This is a genomic window from Borborobacter xinjiangensis, assembly GCF_047739745.1.
GTDB lineage: Bacteria > Pseudomonadota > Alphaproteobacteria > Rhizobiales > Rhizobiaceae > Pseudaminobacter.
Window position 1 is genome coordinate 55,111 of record NZ_JBLLVA010000008.1, and the last position, 17,749, is coordinate 72,859.

18 protein-coding genes are annotated in these 17,749 nt (G+C 62.3%); 14 read left to right on the forward strand and 4 right to left on the reverse strand.

Annotated features, from left to right (window positions below; translation table 11 throughout):
• Genes hisF through coaA form a run of 3 tightly spaced genes read left to right on the forward strand, consistent with a single transcriptional unit; the run spans window position 1 to window position 2,116 of the window.
• Complete coding sequence (hisF, locus tag ACLKMW_RS11110) at window positions 1-786, forward strand: imidazole glycerol phosphate synthase subunit HisF (RefSeq protein ID WP_415724528.1); 786 nt, start codon at window positions 1-3, stop codon at window positions 784-786.
• 24 nt (window positions 787-810) lie between these two features.
• The gene (locus ACLKMW_RS11115; RefSeq protein ID WP_415724529.1) at window positions 811-1,134 is read left to right on the forward strand and encodes a phosphoribosyl-ATP diphosphatase; all 324 of its coding nucleotides are present in this window, start codon (window positions 811-813) and stop codon (window positions 1,132-1,134) included.
• A 22-nt stretch (window positions 1,135-1,156) separates the two neighbouring features.
• Window positions 1,157-2,116, forward strand: coding sequence for a type I pantothenate kinase (gene coaA / locus ACLKMW_RS11120; protein WP_415724530.1), 960 nt, complete (start codon window positions 1,157-1,159; stop codon window positions 2,114-2,116).
• Window positions 2,117-2,278: 162 nt separating this feature from the next.
• Here coaA and ACLKMW_RS11125 read toward each other — a convergent pair whose 3' ends face one another.
• On the reverse strand, window positions 2,279-3,751 hold the full coding sequence (locus ACLKMW_RS11125; RefSeq protein WP_415724531.1) for an aldehyde dehydrogenase family protein: 1,473 nt from the start codon (window positions 3,749-3,751) through the stop codon (window positions 2,279-2,281).
• A gap of 535 nt (window positions 3,752-4,286) precedes the next feature.
• On the opposite strand from ACLKMW_RS11125, the gene ACLKMW_RS11130 reads away from it, so the two are divergent.
• A complete protein-coding gene (locus tag ACLKMW_RS11130) occupies window positions 4,287-4,655 on the forward strand; it encodes a septal ring lytic transglycosylase RlpA family protein (RefSeq protein ID WP_415724532.1) in 369 nt (122 codons plus the stop codon).
• 49 nt (window positions 4,656-4,704) lie between these two features.
• On the opposite strand, the gene cobF is transcribed toward ACLKMW_RS11130, so the two are convergent.
• Complete coding sequence (gene cobF / locus ACLKMW_RS11135; RefSeq protein ID WP_415724533.1) at window positions 4,705-5,469, reverse strand: precorrin-6A synthase (deacetylating); 765 nt, start codon at window positions 5,467-5,469, stop codon at window positions 4,705-4,707.
• 200 nt (window positions 5,470-5,669) lie between these two features.
• Here cobF and ACLKMW_RS11140 point away from each other — a divergent pair, with 200 nt between their 5' ends.
• The 10 genes from ACLKMW_RS11140 (at window position 5,670) to ACLKMW_RS11185 (ending at window position 15,325) form a co-directional block, all read left to right on the forward strand.
• On the forward strand, window positions 5,670-5,924 hold the full coding sequence (locus ACLKMW_RS11140; protein ID WP_415724534.1) for an acyl carrier protein: 255 nt from the start codon (window positions 5,670-5,672) through the stop codon (window positions 5,922-5,924).
• A gap of 1 nt (window position 5,925) precedes the next feature.
• Complete coding sequence (locus tag ACLKMW_RS11145) at window positions 5,926-7,137, forward strand: beta-ketoacyl-[acyl-carrier-protein] synthase family protein (protein ID WP_415724535.1); 1,212 nt, start codon at window positions 5,926-5,928, stop codon at window positions 7,135-7,137.
• A gap of 367 nt (window positions 7,138-7,504) precedes the next feature.
• Window positions 7,505-10,423, forward strand: a complete 2,919-nt coding sequence (locus ACLKMW_RS11150; RefSeq protein ID WP_415724536.1) for a monovalent cation/H+ antiporter subunit A — start codon at window positions 7,505-7,507, stop codon at window positions 10,421-10,423.
• Window positions 10,423-10,764, forward strand: a complete 342-nt coding sequence (locus ACLKMW_RS11155) for a Na+/H+ antiporter subunit C (protein WP_415724537.1) — start codon at window positions 10,423-10,425, stop codon at window positions 10,762-10,764. Before ACLKMW_RS11150 ends, ACLKMW_RS11155 begins: the two co-directional genes overlap by 1 nt.
• Window positions 10,764-12,401, forward strand: a complete 1,638-nt coding sequence (locus ACLKMW_RS11160) for a monovalent cation/H+ antiporter subunit D (protein ID WP_415724538.1) — start codon at window positions 10,764-10,766, stop codon at window positions 12,399-12,401. Before ACLKMW_RS11155 ends, ACLKMW_RS11160 begins: the two co-directional genes overlap by 1 nt.
• Window positions 12,398-12,883 carry a Na+/H+ antiporter subunit E gene (locus ACLKMW_RS11165; protein WP_415724539.1) on the forward strand — a complete coding sequence of 162 codons (486 nt, stop codon included), beginning with the start codon at window positions 12,398-12,400 and terminating at the stop codon, window positions 12,881-12,883. Before ACLKMW_RS11160 ends, ACLKMW_RS11165 begins: the two co-directional genes overlap by 4 nt.
• On the forward strand, window positions 12,880-13,161 hold the full coding sequence (locus ACLKMW_RS11170; protein WP_415724540.1) for a K+/H+ antiporter subunit F: 282 nt from the start codon (window positions 12,880-12,882) through the stop codon (window positions 13,159-13,161). The genes ACLKMW_RS11165 and ACLKMW_RS11170 overlap by 4 nt, the downstream gene beginning before the upstream one ends.
• Window positions 13,158-13,526: a monovalent cation/H(+) antiporter subunit G gene (gene mnhG / locus ACLKMW_RS11175; protein WP_415724541.1), complete on the forward strand. Its 369-nt coding sequence runs from the start codon at window positions 13,158-13,160 to the stop codon at window positions 13,524-13,526. The genes ACLKMW_RS11170 and mnhG overlap by 4 nt, the downstream gene beginning before the upstream one ends.
• A 166-nt stretch (window positions 13,527-13,692) precedes the next feature.
• A complete protein-coding gene (locus ACLKMW_RS11180; protein WP_415724542.1) occupies window positions 13,693-14,277 on the forward strand; it encodes a peroxidase-related enzyme in 585 nt (194 codons plus the stop codon).
• A gap of 61 nt (window positions 14,278-14,338) precedes the next feature.
• The gene (locus tag ACLKMW_RS11185) at window positions 14,339-15,325 is read left to right on the forward strand and encodes an MDR family oxidoreductase (RefSeq protein ID WP_415724543.1); all 987 of its coding nucleotides are present in this window, start codon (window positions 14,339-14,341) and stop codon (window positions 15,323-15,325) included.
• 18 nt (window positions 15,326-15,343) lie between these two features.
• Here the strand turns inward: ACLKMW_RS11185 and ACLKMW_RS11190 are convergent, their stop codons facing one another.
• Window positions 15,344-15,961, reverse strand: coding sequence for a ribonuclease D (locus ACLKMW_RS11190; RefSeq protein WP_415724544.1), 618 nt, complete (start codon window positions 15,959-15,961; stop codon window positions 15,344-15,346).
• Between the two features lie 15 nt (window positions 15,962-15,976).
• Window positions 15,977-17,365 (reverse strand): M20/M25/M40 family metallo-hydrolase, encoded by a 1,389-nt coding sequence (locus ACLKMW_RS11195; RefSeq protein WP_415724545.1) that lies wholly within the window; start codon window positions 17,363-17,365, stop codon window positions 15,977-15,979.
• Window positions 17,366-17,749 lie beyond the last annotated feature (384 nt).

Here is a 17,749-nt window from a genome sequence, read left to right on the forward strand (position 1 = left end):
TTGACCCTGAAAGCCCGCGTTATTCCATGCCTCGACGTTAAGGATGGCCGCGTCGTCAAGGGCGTGAATTTCGTCAATCTCGTTGACGCCGGTGATCCGGTCGAGGCGGCCAAGGCCTATGATGCGGCGGGGGCCGACGAGCTCTGCTTCCTCGACATCACCGCTTCGTCCGATAATCGCGAGACGATTTTCGATATCGTGGCGCGCACGGCCGAACAGTGCTTCATGCCGCTAACGGTCGGCGGCGGCGTGCGGCAGGTTGCGGATATAAGGAAACTGCTGCTGGCCGGGGCCGACAAGGTGTCGATCAACACGGCGGCCGTGAAGAACCCGGACTTTGTCGCCGAAGCAGCCGACAAGTTCGGCAATCAATGCATCGTCGTCGCCATCGACGCAAAGAAGGTTTCGCAAGCCGGCGAAAGTGATCGCTGGGAAATCTTCACCCATGGCGGTCGCGAGAAGACCGGCATCGATGCGATCGAGTTCGCCAGAAAGATCGTTGATCTCGGCGCTGGTGAAATCCTGCTGACTTCGATGGACCGGGACGGAACCAAGGCCGGGTACGACATCGCCCTGACGCGCGCTGTCGCCGATGCCGTGCGCGCGCCGGTCATCGCTAGCGGTGGCGTTGGCACGCTCGACCACATGGTGGCGGGCATTCGCGACGGCCATGCAACGGCGGTGCTGGCCGCATCGATCTTTCATTTCGGCACCTACACCATTGCGCAGGCCAAGGAACACATGGCAAAAGCGGGTTTGCCGATGCGGCTCGATGTTGCCGCCTGATTGATCTTGCTTGCCGAGGCGCGAATGGCCGATTTTTCGCTGGATGACCTCGAACGCATCGTGGCCGCACGCGCCCGTTCCGGGGCCGCCGATTCCTGGACCGCGCGGCTCTACAGCCAGGGCATCGAAAAAGCCGCGCAGAAACTTGGCGAGGAGGCGGTCGAGACGGTCATCGCGGCGGTCAAGGGCGACACCAAGGGTCTCGTTTCCGAAAGCGCCGACCTCCTCTACCATTGGCTGGTCGTTCTGGCGGTTGCTGACGTTCCGCTGGCCGACGTGCTTGCCGAATTGGAACGGCGCACAGCCCAGTCGGGTCTTGCCGAGAAGGCGTCGCGCAGTCAGGGCTGACTGCTCCCGGAGAGGAAACGCGATGGATCAACTCGTTCCCACCGCAAGATACTCGCCATACCGTTTTTTCACCGCCGAGCGATGGGCCGAGTTCCGTGCCGATACGCCGCTGACCCTGACCGCCGACGAAGTCAAGCGGCTGAGTTCGCTCTATGATCCGATCGATCTCGACGAGGTGCGCCGCATCTATCTGTCGATGTCGCGCCTGCTTTCGGCCCATGTCGAATCGAGCCAGATGCTGTTTCACCAGCGTCAGGCCTTCTTCGATGCCGGCGAGGTCACCAAGACGCCCTTTATCATCGGCATGGCGGGCTCGGTCGCCGTCGGCAAATCCACGACCGCCCGCGTCCTCAAGGAGCTTCTGGCGCGCTGGCCGTCGAGCCCTAAGGTCGACCTCGTCACCACCGACGGATTCCTGCTGCCCAATGAGGTGTTGCGCCGAGAAAACCTCATGGAGCGCAAGGGCTTTCCCGACAGTTACGATGTCGGCGCCTTGCTGCGCTTCCTCTCGGCGATCAAGTCTGGCGAACGCAATGTGCGCGCGCCGCTCTATTCGCATCTCACCTATGACGTGATGCCCGGCGAATTCGTTACCATCGACCGGCCGGACATACTGATTTTCGAAGGGCTAAACGTGCTCCAGACACGTGAGCTGCCGACCGACGGCAAATTCGTGCCGTTCGTCTCGGATTTCTTCGACTTCTCGATCTATATCGACGCCGAGGAAGAGCTGATCCATAGCTGGTACATCAAGCGCTTCATGAAGCTGCGCGAGACGGCGTTCCGAAACCCGGAGTCCTTCTTCCACCGCTATTCGCAATTGTCGGAAGAGGCGGCGCGCGCCATTGCCGAAGGGCTTTGGAACAACATCAACCTGAAGAATCTCAGGGAAAACATCCTTCCCACCCGGCCGCGCGCCGATCTCATCCTGCGCAAGGGCGAAAACCACCGGGTGCACGAAGTGGCGCTGAGAAAACTCTGATCTGGCTGCTGCTGCGACGGGTCGGTTTCAGGTGACAAGCACCCGCCCGCTATCCAGCTTCAGCCGCTCCACGAGCCTGCGGGGCACTGGGTGAAGCTCTGGTTCTCAATAAGAATGCCCCGCCAGGCGGAGCATTCTCGATGGGCTTCGCTTCCCGGCTACCTACTGGCCCTCCCAGCCGGACACTGCCTTGACCTCAAGGAAATCCTCCAGACCCCATTTTCCGCCTTCGCGGCCGAGGCCGGACTGCTTATAGCCGCCGAAGGGGCTGCCCGAGCCGCGATCGGCGCCGTTGATTTGGACCATGCCGGTGCGCAGGCGTCTGGCGACGCGTTGGGCCTTCTGCGCATCCCCTGTCTGGATATAGCTCGACAGGCCGTAGGGCGTGTCATTGGCGATGGCGATGGCCTCCTCCTCCGTGTCGAAGGGGATCATCGCCAGCACCGGCCCGAAGATTTCCTCCTGGGCGATGCGCATGTCGTTCGAGACATCGGCGAACACCGTCGGGCGTACGAAATAGCCACGGTTGAAGCCTTCCGGCCGGCCAAGCCCGCCGGCAACCAGCCGGGCGCCTTCCTTGATGCCGGCATCGATCAGTCCCTGGATCTTCTCGAACTGTGCGGACGAAACCACCGGCCCGATATGATCGCCGTCCTCGGCCGGATTGCCGACCTTGGCATTGGCCGCGTATTCGCCGGCCACTTCGACGGCGCGCTCATAGACCGACCGCTCGACCAGCATGCGGGTCGGTGCGTTGCAGGATTGGCCGGTATTTTCGAAGCAGTGCTCCAGGCCACGCTCGACGGCCTGCGGCAGGTCGCTGTCGGCAAACACGATGTTCGGCGACTTGCCGCCGAGTTCCAGCGTCACGCGCTTGACGGTCTCGGCCGCCGCCTTGGTGACGGCGATGCCGGCGCGTGTCGAGCCGGTGAATGACATCATGTCGATGCCCGGATGGCGCGACATGGCCTCGCCGACGGTCGGTCCGTCGCCATTGACCAGGTTGAACACGCCGGCCGGAAAGCTGGCTTCCTCGACGATTTCGGCAAAGACAATCGAAGACATCGGCGCGATTTCGGACGGCTTCAGCACCACCGTGCAGCCGGCGGCCAGCGCCGGAACGACCTTGAGCGTGACCTGGTTCATCGGCCAGTTCCACGGCGTGATCAATCCGCAGACGCCGATAGGCTCATGCACGATCCGGTCGTTGGGCGCAGCCTCGCTCAGCACATGCTCGAACTCGAAAACCTTGAGCTCACGGATGAACATCTTGATATGGCTGATGCCGACCGCTGCCTGAGATTCGGTCGCAAGCTTGACCGGCGCGCCCATCTCGGCGGAAATTGCACGGGCCATGTCCGGCATGCGCTTCTTGTAGGCGGCAAGCAGCCTTTCCAGATAGTCGAGCCGCTCTTCGCGGCTGGTCAGGCTCCAGCTATCAAAGGCCTTGCGCGCCGCGGCGACCGCCTTGTCCACATCCGCGGCCGTGCCGAGCGAGATCACCGCGAAGGGCTGCTCGTCGGCGGGATTGATGACCTCCAGCTCCCGCGGCGAGGTCGGAGCGACCCATTTTCCGTCGATGAAGAAATCGGTCTTGCGCAGCATGGAAGTCTCCTTTGGCGGTATTCCGGGCATGCGGCCACCGTGCTTTTCGGCACTCGGTGCAGCCAGCCTTTCAGTTAATTCTATTTTCGTCACTACGACCTAATAAGCGATAAGACATTGTTCAAACGGCAATGCCAACCCGAGCCGCCCGTGGGGCGCAAATATTGCGCCTGTGGCCCAAATTTTCCGGCCTTGCGGCTGACTTGCCGCGTCGGCCGAAGGCCATGCGGGAGGGCGGCCGGGGCATCGAACCGGACCGTGGAAAATCGTTTCAAGCCCAAGATCAGTTTGGCCGAAAGTTGCAATTTTTACATCTAATTATGTATGCTTGGCCGAAGCGGTTCCTTGGTGATAAAAGTTCTTCGCAGCGCCACAACTGCCCGCCAGAAGTTCTGATAGAGTAACTTACAACATTCGCTGCGTGCGGCCGGAAATCTGACCGTTTATTTCGACGTGATTCGAAAATTGTTCAGGCGCTTCGAAACAATGTGGCGTTCGCCACATATACGGCCGCATTTGGATTCGAAAGGCTTCGCAGTATCAACAGCGGAGCTTTCCCCAAAAGATGACGAACACCAAGACTGCCCTGCCGGCAATGGTGCTGGCGGCTGCATTGACGAGCGCCTTTGCCGTCCCCGCTTCGGCCCAATGCGGCCGCGCCTCCTGGTACGCGCTTACCTCCAAAACCGCCTCGGGCGAGCGCATGAATCCGTCGGCAATGACGGCAGCTCACCGCACCTTGCCGTTCGGCACCAAAGTGCGGGTCACCAACAAGAAAAACGGACGCACCGTGGTCGTGCGCATCAATGACCGGGGTCCGTTCATTCGCGGCCGGGTGCTTGATCTGTCGAAAGCCGCCGCCCGGCGTCTCGGCTTCGTCAAATCCGGTCATACCGCCATTTGCCTGGCCAAGGCCGGAGAGGCTCGCGGATAGGTCTAGTCGCTTCGGGCCAAGAAGAAATGCGAGTGGCAATCACGCCGCTCTAATCGCCTCTAGTGCGCCGCAGCAGGTAGGTGTCCATGATCCAGCCCTTTCGCTGCCGCGCCGCTTTTCGCACGCGTGTTATCTCCTCGGAGACCTCGCGCAATCTGCCGGAAACGAGAATTTCGTCTTCGGTGCCGAGATAAGCGCCCCAGAAGATGTCCACGTCCTCTTCGACGGCGGTGAAGCTGTTTTCGCCGTCGAGCATCACCACGACGCTGCCGGCGTTTTCTGGAAATCCTTCCGCCAGCTTGCGTCCGGTCGTGATCGCGATCGGCTCGCCGATGAGGTTCAGCGCGATCCTGTGTCGGGCCGCCAGCGCCTGGACGCTGCTGATCCCCGGGATAATCTCGAAGTCGAGATCGAGCGCCTGGCTGGCATTGATGGCATCGAGAATCCGTATGGTGCTATCGAAAAGCGCCGGCTCGCCCCAGACAAGGAATGCGCCGCATTCGCCGTCCTGCATCTCGTCGGCAAGCATCCCCCGATAGATGTCGCCTATCCTGGCATGCCAGTCGGCGACGCCGCCGCGATAGCTTGCCGAAGCTTTTTCGCGAACCGGAACGTCGAATTCGACCATCCGGTAGGTGCGGTCGCGGATAAAGCGGTCGCAGATTTCACGGCGGAGCCGCGCCAATTCCTCCTTTTCAGCACCCTTGTTGGGTATGAAGAAAACGTCCGCCCGGTTGAGCGCGTCGATCGCCTGAACAGTGATATAGTCCGGATTTCCCGCACCTATTCCGATGACAAGGACGTTCCGCTTCATGGGCATTTCATTCCGCTCCTGGCCGCTGTCCGTCTTCAGATATCGCTTGTTGCTGGATCGGCTTTCAGTTTTTATAGAGAGTGTTCCTTGCCGCAATCGCTTGTCCTGGCGCAAGCCATGTTTGGCGGCCGGCACGTTCGAGACGCGAGATATCGTTTGGCGTTTGCCTCGGCTGGCGTCGGAATTGGGAGACAGGCGCGTTGGCCGATCAGCTTGCTCAGGAAATCATCGACAGGATAAAGCCTCATGCCGAGCCTGACGGCGGTGAGATAACGACTGAAACGGAGCTGACCTCCCTCGGTATCCATTCGCTCGAACTGACCGAGATCATCTTCGACATCGAGGAAGCCTACGGCATCGAGATCGAGATGAATACGGTCGAGGCCTGGAGCAACCTCAAGAATGTCGGCGACATGGTCGAAGCCGTTCGCGCGCTGATCGCAAAAAAAGCCTGACATGGCTCGCACCCGTATCGTGATAACGGGCCTTGGCGGTCTGTGCGCCCTCGGCACGAACGTCCCGGACTTGTGGGAGTCGATGCGCGCCGGCCGCTCCGGCATCGGCGAAATCACCAATGTGCCGCTGCATGAGCTGAAGGTCCGCATCGGTGCTGAAATCAAGGAACTTCCTGAGCACGGCATCGACAAGAAGCGCCTGGTCACCATGGACCGGTTCAGCCTGCTTGCCGTCATCGCGGCTGGTGAAGCGCTGCGGCAAGCCGGCATCGAGGCAACGGCCACGAATGCCGCGCGCATGGGCGCGGCGATCGGCACCGGCATATTCGGTGGCGAAACCGTCGAGGATAATTATCGAGGGCTGCTGCTGGAGGGTCGCGCGCGCGCCAGCGTATTTGCAGTGCCGAGGATAATGCCGGGTGCGCCCGCCGGCCAGGTCAGCATGTGCCATGGCCTGCGCGGTCCGGTGTTCGGGGTCACCTCGGCCTGCGCCTCGTCCAATCACGCTCTGGCGCTCGCGGCCGACCAGATCCGGCTCGGCCGCGCCGATGTGATGGTCGCTGGCGGCACCGATGCGCCGCTCGTCTATGGCGTGCTGAAGGGCTGGGAGGCGTTGCGCGCGCTTGCCCGCGAAACCTGCCGGCCGTTTTCGGCCGATCGCGACGGGCTGGTGATCGGCGAGGGGGCCGGCGTCGCCGTGCTCGAAACCTACGAACACGCCATGACGCGCGGAGCAACCATACTGGCGGAGCTGGCCGGCAGCGGCATGTCGGGTGACGCCACCGATATCGTGGCACCCACGGTGGAAGGTCCGGTTGCAGCAATGCAGTCCTGCCTCGCCGATGCCGGCCTGTATCCCGAGGAGGTGGACTATATCAATGCGCACGGCACCGGCACCAAGGCGAATGACGAGATCGAAACCTCGGCGATTCGCCAGGTGTTCGGCGCGCATGCGGAACGACTTTCCGTATCGTCGACCAAGTCCATGCATGCGCATTGCATGGGCGCGGCGGGCGGGCTCGAAATGATCGCCTGCGTCATGGCGATTAGGGATGGCGTCGTGCCGCCGACGGCAAATTACCGAGAGAAGGACGCAGCCTGCGACCTCGACGTCACGCCCAATGTCGCCAAAAAGCGCGAGGTCCGCGCAGCGATCAGCAACGGCTTCGCCTTCGGCGGCACCAATGCCGTCGTCGCCTTCAAGCAGGCGTAGAGCCGCTTGGTCTGACAGAAGAGATCGCCGGCGTCAGCCGAAAATGCCCGAGAGGTTGAGCTGGTGCTCCCGGACAGCCATGCTCTGCTGGCGCGGTTCACGCCTTCTCATGCTGGTTGACGGTGCGACAAATGCGCCGCCTATTCAGTGCAGACCCAGTAAAAGCGAGGACCGGTTTTCCGTCCGCAGTTGCTTGGAAATAAAGAACTGACGAGGTCCACGGTCAGTCGAAGCCGTAACTCTGCCGGTCAGGGGCTTTGCTCCTGAAATCGAATCGCCGATAAGGTCTTGCCGAATGTTAATCAAATCCATCATAATTGGTGGCATCACACCGATACCGATTTCTCAAGATGAGCCGTAGCCGCGAATGACGGACGACACATCGCTGATTTTGATGCTCGTCCTGCCCTTTGTCGGCAGTTTTCTCGCCTCCCTCCTTCCATCCAACGCCCGCAATGCCGAGGCCTGGCTCGCCGGCGGCGTCGCGCTCATCGGATTGGCGATTGCGATCTCCTGTTATCCGTCGGTCGCCGCGGGCGGAGCCATGCGCACCGAGATCGAATGGTTGCCCTCGATTGGCCTGAACATCTCGTTGCGGATGGACGGCTTTGCCTGGCTGTTTGCCATGCTGATCAGCGGCATCGGCTTCCTCGTGGTGCTCTACGCACGCTACTACATGTCGCCGGAAGACCCCGTTGCACGCTTTTTCTCGTTTTTCCTCGCCTTTATGGGCGCGATGCTCGGCGTGGTCATCTCGGGCAACCTCATCCTGCTGGTGGTGTTCTGGGAACTGACCAGCATCTTCTCCTTCCTGCTGATCGGCTACTGGCATCACAATGCAAGCGCCCGCGACGGCGCGCGCATGGCGCTGACGGTGACTGCCACCGGCGGCCTTGCACTGCTCGCCGGCGTGCTTTTGATCGGTCATATCGTCGGCAGCTACGATCTCGATCGCGTGCTCGCTTCGGGCGACACGATCCGCTCGCACGATCTTTATATTCCGGTGCTGGTCCTGGTCCTGCTTGGGGCGCTCACCAAGAGCGCCCAGTTTCCGTTTCATTTCTGGCTGCCCAATGCCATGGCCGCGCCGACGCCGGTTTCCGCCTATCTGCATTCGGCGACGATGGTGAAGGCAGGCGTGTTCCTGATGGCGCGGTTCTGGCCGGTGCTGGCAGGCTCCTATGAGTGGTTCTGGATCGTCGGCTTCGCCGGCATGATGTCGCTTCTGCTCGGCGCCTATTTCGCCATTTTCCAGCAGGACATCAAAGGCCTGCTCGCCTATTCGACGATCAGTCATCTCGGACTGATTACGCTGCTGCTCAGCCTCGGCAGCCCGCTTGGCGCGGTCGCGGCCATCTTCCACATGATGAACCACGCGACCTTCAAGGCCTCGCTGTTCATGGCGGCCGGCATCATCGATCATGAAAGCGGCACGCGCGACATAAGGCGCTTGAGCGGTCTTTTCCGGTTCATGCCGGCCACCGCGACTTTGGCCATGGTGGCAAGCGCGGCGATGGCCGGCGTGCCGTTGCTGAACGGGTTCCTCTCCAAGGAGATGTTTTTCGCCGAGGCAATCGAAACCCATGAGGTTTCGATTCTTGACACGGCGGCCCCCTATGCCGCGGTGCTGGCGGGCGCTTTCGCGGTCACCTATTCAATCCGCTTCATCCATGGCGTGTTCTTCGGGCCGCCGCCGACGGAATTGCCGCGCGAGCCTCACGAGCCGCCGTTCCTCATGCGCTTTCCGATCCAGCTTCTGGTCCTTGCCTGCCTTGTCGTCGGCATCGTTCCGGGCATAACCATCGGCCCCTATCTTCACACAGCGGTGACTTCGGTTCTCGGGATCAATACACCCGCTTACAGTCTCGCCGTCTGGCACGGCTTCACCCTACCTCTGATAATGAGCGTCATCGCGCTTGCTGGCGGCGTCGTGCTTTATCAGTTGTTGAAGAACTATCTGGCCCGGTGCGAGGAAGGGCCGCCGCTCCTGCGCCGCCTCAAGGGCCAGCGCATCTTCGAACGCATCATGGTGACGCTGTCGTGGCGATGGGCGCGCACGGTTGAAAGCCGCCTGGGCACGCGCCGGCTTCAGCCGCAGCTTCGCCTTCTGGTACTGGTGGCGTTTGGCGCAGCCGCCTGGCCGCTATATCGCGGCGGGTTCCAGTCGGGCGGACTGACATTGGCCGGTGCTGATGTGGTCTTCGCCTGCATATGGGTCATCGGCATCGCTTGCGCGATCGGAGCGGCCTATCAGGCGAAGTTCCACCGGCTCGCTGCCCTCATCCTTCTCGGCGGCGCCGGGCTTGTTACCTGCATCACCTTCGTCTGGCTGTCAGCGCCCGATCTGGCGGTCACGCAATTGCTGGTGGAGGTCGTTACCACGGTCCTCATTCTGCTCGGTTTGCGCTGGCTGCCGAAGCGCCTCAAGATGGACTTGCGTGAGCCGACTACCATTGCGGCACGGCTTCGCCGCATCCGCGATCTCGCACTTGCTGTCGCCGCCGGCCTGGGCATGACGCTCATCGCCTATGCGGTGATGACCCGCACGCCTCCGAACACGATCGCCGACTATTTCCTTGAGCGGGCCTATCTCGAAGGTGGCGGCCGCAATGTCGTCAACGTCATACTCGTCGACTTCCGCGCCTTCGACACATTTGGCGAGATCACCGTTCTTGGCATCGTCGCGCTGACGGTGTTTGCGCTGCTGCGCCGTTTCCGGCCGGCCCCTGACAGTGTCGAATCCCCTGAACAGCAGCGCATCCAGTCCGCGTTCGACGACGCGCGGCCGGACCGCAAATCCGGCGACACGCTGAGCGACTATCTTTTCGTGCCCTCGGTCATCATGCAGTGGCTGTTCCCGGTCATCATAGTCTTTGCGGCCTATCTTTTGCTGCGCGGCCACGATCTTCCGGGCGGCGGCTTTGCGGCCGGCGTGGCGATGGCGGCGGCTTTCATCCTGCAATATATGGCGGCGGGAACAAAATGGGTCGAGGACCGGCTGAGGGTCCTTCCTGTCAACTGGATCGGCCTCGGCCTGCTGATTTCGGCTTGCGTCGGGGCGGGGTCGTGGATTTTCGGCTATCCGTTCCTCACGTCGCATTCGCGATATCTCGACCTTCCGCTGGTCGGCGAGGTGCCGGCCCCAAGTGCCGCGCTGTTCGATCTCGGCGTTTTCTCGCTCGTCGTCGGCGCGACGGTGCTGATGCTGATCGCGCTCGCCCACCAGTCGATCCGCAGGCTGCGCGCCTCCAAGGTTGCGGCCGCGGCCGAGGAGGAGGCGGCGTAATGGAACTCATCCTGTCCATCGGCATCGGCGTGCTGATCGGTTCCGGCGTCTGGCTGCTGCTGCGGCCGCGGACCTATCAGGTCATTGTCGGGCTGTCGCTCATCTCCTATGGGGTCAACCTGTTCATCTTCAGCATGGGGCGGCTGAGGGTGAATGCATCGCCAGTGCAGGCGCCGGGCCTGCCCGTCGATCCGGCACAATTCACCGATCCCATTCCGCAGGCCCTCGTGCTGACCGCGATCGTCATCGGCTTTGCCACGACCGCCCTGTTCCTCGTGGTGCTGCTGGTCTCGCGCGGGCTGACCGGAAGCGACCATGTCGACGGCAGGGAGCCGAATTGATGCGGCTTGCCGAACACCTCATCGTGCTGCCGGTGCTGCTGCCGCTGATTACCGGCGCGCTGCTCTTGCTGTTCGACGAACGCCGACGGTTCCTCAAGGCGTTGATCAGCGCGATTTCGGTTTTGGCGTTGGCGGTCGTGGCGGTCGCGCTGCTGAGGATCGCCGACGCACCTTCCGAAGGCGTGCCGGTCACCGGCGTCTACCTGCTCGGCAACTGGGCGGCGCCTTTCGGCATTGTTCTGGTGCTCGACAGGCTGGCGGCGCTGATGCTGGCGCTGACCGCGATGCTTGCCTGCGCTTCGCTGGTTTTCTCGCTGGCGCGATGGCACAAAAGCGCGCCGCACTTCCACACGCTGTTCCAGTTCCTGCTGATGGGCCTGAATGGCGCATTCCTCACCGGCGATCTCTTCAATCTGTTCGTCTTCTTCGAGGTGCTGCTGGCGGCCTCCTACGGATTGGTGCTGCACGGTTCCGGCACGCTTCGCGTCAGGGCCGGCCTGCACTATATCGTCATCAACCTTGCCGGCGCATCGCTGTTCCTGATCGGCGTCAGCCTGATCTACGGCGTGACCGGCACGCTGAACATGGCCGATCTCGCCACCCGCATTCCAGCGGTACCCGAACAGAACCGGGCGCTGCTGGAGGCGGGGGCCGCGGTTCTCGGCATCGCCTTCCTGGTCAAGGCAGGCATGTGGCCGCTGAGCTTCTGGCTGCCGAGCGCCTATATGGCCGCGGCGGCTCCGGTCGCGGCGATTTTCGTGATCCTGAGCAAGGTCGGCGTCTATATCATCCTGCGGCTGTCGCTGCTTCTGTTCGGCGCCGGAGCCGGCACTTCTTCCGGCTTCGGCGAAGCCTGGCTGCTGTTCGGCGGCATGGCCACGATCGCCTTCGGAGCAATCGGCGTCCTGGCATCGCAGGCGATGGGCCGCCTGGCGGGCTTCAGCATACTGGTGTCGTCGGGCACGCTGCTTGCGGCGGTCGGGCTGGCCAGCATCGAGGTCACGTCGGGCGCGCTGTTCTACATGGTCAGTTCGACGCTGACGATCAGCGCTTTCTTCCTGCTGATCGAACTGGTCGAGAGGGCGCAGGACCCGGCGGCCGACGTGCTTGCGGTCACGCGCGAAGCCTACGGCGAGGATCTGGAAGAGGAAGAGGAGGAAGAGGACGTCGGCGTCGCAATTCCGGCCACGCTGGCCGTTCTCGGCATCTGCTTTGCCGGCTGCGGCGTGCTGCTCGCCGGCATGCCGCCGCTCTCCGGCTTCATCGCGAAATTCGCCCTGTTGACGGCGATGCTCAATCCGGACGGCCTCGGTGCCGGCGATCCAATCTCGGCGACAACATGGGCGCTGGTGGCATTGCTCATACTTTCGGGGCTGTCGGCCATGATCGCGATGACGCGTGCCGGCATCCGTACCTTCTGGGCGCCGATCGAGGGCACGGTACCGCGCGTTCTGGTCATTGAGATTATCCCGGTCGCCTTCCTGCTGGCGCTTTGCCTGGCCATGACGGTGCAGGGTGGGCCGATAATGCGCTACATGGAAGCGACGGCGCGGTCGCTGCATGCGCCCGAACACTATGTGCGCGACGTTTTGACGGCGCCGCGCGTGCCGGCACCCGGCGGGGAGGCGCAGCAGTGAGCCGCTGGCTGCCCTATCCGCTGCTGACGGCCGCTCTGCTGCTCATGTGGTTGCTCCTCAACCGCTTTTCCATCGGCCACCTCATTCTCGGCAGCGTCGTTGCAATCGTCGCGTCCTGGGCGATGGTGGCGCTTCAGCCCTCCAAGCCGAGACTGCGGCGCTGGGTCTTGATCCCGAAGCTTGTCTATCTGGTGCTTGCCGACATATTGCGCTCCAACATCGCTGTTGCGGGAATAATCCTGCTTGGCCGGCACCGGCGGCTGACCTCCGGCTTTGTAACCATCCCGCTTGAGCTGCGCGATCGCACCGGACTTGCCATCCTCGCCTGCATCGTCACCAGCACGCCGGGAACGGCCTGGGTCGAATACAACGCCGCCACCGGAAGACTGCTGATCCACGTGCTCGATCTGATCGACGAGCAGGAGTGGATCGACGTGATCAAGCAGCGCTACGAATATATGCTGATGGAGATTTTCGAATGAGCAGCGTCGTTCTGATCCTGTCCATTGCGCTTTCGCAGCTTTTTCTCGTCGCTGCGATGGTCTGCAGTATCTATCGCATGGCGCGAGGCCCGCGGGCGCAGGACCGCGTGCTCGCCTTCGATGCGCTCTATGTCAGCGCCATGCTGCTGGTACTGACCTTCGGCATCCGGTCGGGCGTCACGCTCTATTTCGAGATTGCGCTCATCATTTCCCTGCTTGGTTTCGTGTCGACCGTTGCGTTGGCCAAGTTCCTCATGCGCGGCGAGGTGATCGAATGACGCATCCCGTCGATCTGCCGGCCTGGGCGGCGTTGCTCGTCGCCTTCTTTCTGGTCCTCGGGTCGGGGTTGACCCTTGTCGGCGCCATTGGCCTGCTGCGGTTGAAAAGCTTCTACGAGCGCATGCATTCGCCGACGCTTGGCACCACGTGGGGAGCCGGCGGCGTCCTCATCGCCTCGATCATCTGTTTTACCGTGCTGGAAGGGCGGCCGGTGCTGCACGAAATCCTGATCGCCATCTTCATCACCGTCACCACGCCGGTGACGCTGATGCTGCTTGCCCGAGCCGTGCTTTACCGGGACCGTGCCGAGTCCGGCGACAATGTGCCCCCATTCGAACCCGTCGACGAGCGCGGCCGGACTTGAGGCTTGGCTGTCACTTTCGGCATCTTTGCCTTGACAGCATTGCGATTCGGGCGGTCATCTTCCGTTCTGAGCATCGGTCCGGTTTTCGGATCGATCCGATGCTCAATTGAAGCGTTGGAGCGTCTTTTGGGCGGCCGTTTGGACGCAGGCGCTCTGGGAGGATGACATGGCCAACCTGCCGATCAGCCGGTTTCCTGTTCCTGAGATTGCCGATCTGCCGGCCGATATCGCCGAGCGCATCCTTGCCGTGCAGGAAAAATCCGGTTTCGTGCCGAATGTCTTTTTGGTGCTTGCGCATCGACCGGACGAGTTCCGCGCCTTCTTCGCCTATCATGACGCGCTGATGGACAAGGCCGGCGGCATCACCAAGGCCGAGCGCGAAATGATCGTCGTCGCCACCAGCAACGCCAATCAGTGCCAATATTGCGTGGTGGCGCACGGCGCGATCCTGCGCATCCGGGCCAAGGACCCGCTTGTCGCCGACCAGATCGCGATCAACTACCGCAAGGCCGACATTACGCCGCGCCAGAAGGCGATGCTGGACTTCGCCATGAAGGTTTCCGCTCGCGCCCATGAAGTCGACGACGCGGATATGGAGACGCTGAAATCCCATGGCTTCACCGATGAGGATGCCTGGGATATTGCCGCCATTGCTGCTTTCTTCGGCATGTCGAACCGCATGGCGAACGTCACCAACATGCGGCCGAACGACGAGTTCTACACGCTCGGCCGGGAAGCACCTTCGAGCTGAACGCGCTTGCCGTACCCTGCATACAGCTCTCGACAACCAAACAGACTATCTGGAGGCGGGCATGACCCAGTTTGATGCATTGATGATCGAGGAGATCGACGGCAAGCCGAGGGCGAGCTTTAAAACGCTATCCCTTTCGGACCTGCCGGATCACGACGTGCTTGTCGAAGTGGCGTTTTCCACTCTCAACTACAAGGACGGCCTGGCGATTTCAGGAAAGGGGCGCATCGCGCGCAAATTCCCGATGGTCGCCGGCGCCGATCTGGCCGGAACCGTGGTGGAATCGCGCTCGCCCGAATGGAAGCCGGGAGACCGCGTCATCGTCAATGGCTGGGGAATGTCGGAGACGGAATGGGGCGGCTATTCGAAATTCCAGCGGGTAAAGCCGCAATGGCTGACGGCGCTGCCGCCGGCATTCACGCTGGAGCAAGCTATGGCCATCGGCACCGCCGGCTATACCGCGGCACTTTGCGTCAATGCGCTGGAGGCGTGGGGGTCCATTGCCGCCGACGGCAAGGAAGTTCTGGTCACTGGTGCTGCCGGCGGTGTCGGTTCGATTGCGGTCGCGTTGCTGTCGCGGCGCGGCTACACGGTCACGGCATCGACCGGCCGGCCACAAACCCATGACTATCTTAAGTCGCTCGGCGCGACCGGATTTATCGACCGCGAATCGCTTACGCAAAAAGGCGGCCCGCTGCAGAAGGAGCGCTGGGCTGGAGCGATAGATTCGGTTGGCTCGACGACCCTTGCCAACGTGCTGGCGCAAACCACCTATGGCGGTGCGGTCGCAGCCTGTGGGCTTGCCGGCGGCGCCGACCTGCCGGCGACGGTGCTGCCGCACATTTTGCGCGGCGTCGCCTTGCTGGGCATCGATTCGGTCATGGCTCCACATACGAGGCGCGCCGCCGCTTGGAAGACGTTGTCGGAAAGCCTCGACCCAGCTTCACTTGCCAGCATGACCACGGTGGAGCCGCTCTCGCGGCTTCCCGAACTTGCGGATGAGATCATGCGCGGCCAGACAAGGGGTCGGGTCGTCATCAAGATTTAGCCAAGCTTCTTCAGGCGCTCAGCTATGGGCGAAGATGTCGGTCTCTTCCCAGCCGAGCAGATCGAGCTTTGCCCGTGTCGGCAGGAAGCGGAAACAGGCGTCCGCCACGTCCACCCGGTCTTCGCGCGCCAGCCGGCCGGCAAGCACGTCTCGCAGCCGGTGGAGGTAGAGCACGTCGGACGCGGCATATTCGAGCTGTTCGGGGCTCAGCGTTTCGGCGGCCCAGTCCGAAGACTGCTGCGCCTTAGAAAGGCTGACGCCCAAAAGTTCCGCGCATATATCCTTGAGGCCGTGACGGTCGGTGTAGGTGCGCGTCAGGCGTGAGGCGATCTTGGTGCAGAACACCGGTTCCGGCATCACGCCGAATGCGTGATAGAGAACCGAAAGGTCGAACCGGCCGTAGTGAAACAGCTTGGTTATCCTGTCGTTCCGGAGCAGGCTGACCAGATTGGGCGCGGCCTTTTGGCCGGGCGCGATCTGGATGACGTCGGCGGTTCCGTCGCCCGGCGAGATCTGCACCACGCACAGGCGGTCGCGATGTGGGTTGAGGCCGAGCGTTTCGGTGTCGATGGCCACTGCATCGACTTCGTAATGCGTGAGGTCGGGCAAGTCCTGCTTGTGGAAACGAATTGTCATCTGTTGTCGTCCGGTTCAGCGTGTCAGCGCATCGAGGATGCGCGCCCATGACCGCTGCCCCTTGTGGAAGGAGGAGAGGTCGTATTTCTCGTTCGGCGAGTGGATGCGGTCGTCGACCAGCGCGAAGCCGGCGAGAAGCGATTCCATGCCGAGGAAGGTCTGGAAATCTCCGACGATCGGGATCGAGCCGCCCATGGCGATCATGATGGCGTCATTGGGCCATTCGTCGGACAGCGCCTGCTTGGCCTTTGTCAGGAAGGGCGAATCGTAGGAAAGCTGGATCGCCGGCGAGCCGCCATGCTCGTGGAATTCGACGGAGCAGTCGGCCGGGATGCGCGCCCGCACGAAGTCGCGGAAGGCTGCCCTTACTTTCTTCGGGTCCTGCTTGTGGACGAGGCGGAACGAGACCTTGGCCGACGCCTGGGCTGAGATGACCGTCTTGAATCCCTTGCCGGTGTAGCCGCCGTTGATGCCGTTGAACTCGGCGGTCGGACGCGCCCAGGTGAGTTCCAGCACCGAGCGGCCCTTTTCACCCGAAGGGATGGAAAGCCCGACCTCGCCGAGGAAGCCTTCGGCGGTCTCGCCGAGCGCTTCCCAGGATTTCAGGATTGGCGAGGGAGTTTCCTCGACCCCGTCATAGAAACCGGGAATGGTCACGCGGCCGGTCTCATCGTGGATATCGGCGAGCACCTTGGTCAGGATGCGAATAGGGTTCGCCGCGGCCCCACCGAATTCGCCCGAATGAAGATCGCGGTTTGCGGCGTGTATCGTGATCTCCTCGCCAACAAGCCCGCGCAGGCCGACGCAGATCGCCGGCGTGTCCTTGTCCCACATGCCGGTATCGCAAACCATGGCGAAATCGGCCTTGAGCTCGGCGGCATTCGCTTCGAGGAACGGCTTCAGCGAGGGCGAGCCGGATTCTTCCTCGCCCTCGAACAGGATGGTGATTCGGCAAGGCAGCTTGCCATGCACCTGCTTGTAGGCGCGGCAGGCCTCGACGAAGAGCATGAGCTGGCCCTTGTCGTCCGACGATCCGCGCCCGGTGATGACCTTGCGTCCGGGACTGATCTCCTTGAGCGCCGGATCGAACGGATCGCTTTCCCAAAGCTCGAGCGGGTCGACCGGCTGCACGTCATAGTGACCGTAAAACAGCACATGCGGCGCATCGGCGGAGGGGCCATCATGGTGCGCCACCACCATCGGGTGTCCCGGCGTGTCGCGCAGGCTGGCCTCGAAGCCGATCGACTGCAGATCGGCGACCAGCCACTCGGCTGCCTTGCGGCAATCCGCGGCGAAGGCCGGATCGGTGGAGATCGACTTGATCCGCAAAAGGTCGAACAGACGTTCGATGCTTTGATCGAGATGTGCGTCGAGATGGTCGAGGACGGGCGCGATGGGAAGCATTGTTGAGGGCCTTTCGAATCTGCGCGCTACCCTAAAGCGCCGCGGCAAAAACGGAAAGTCCGCGCTGATCGGCGCGTCCTGCAGCCCATAAAATGCCGCCGTGGCGGAGGGGGAGCCACGGCGGCCTTACTTCAAAAGCTGCGGCAGCCCGGAGAGGGGGAATTAGGCTGCCGCATTGTCCGGTCCAGGCGGGGGACGGGCCTTCTTCCGGACTCGGCGAAAATTGCCGATGCCACCTATCTGGAGGTGCGAACATGGCGATTCAAGGGCACGAAGATTACAAGTTTGTAACATACGCGTGAACCGTCAGGAGCACGGCAAGACGCAATGTGTGCGGCCCGGTTTGCAATGGACAGATTCCGGTGTGCACGTTAGGTCTTGGCC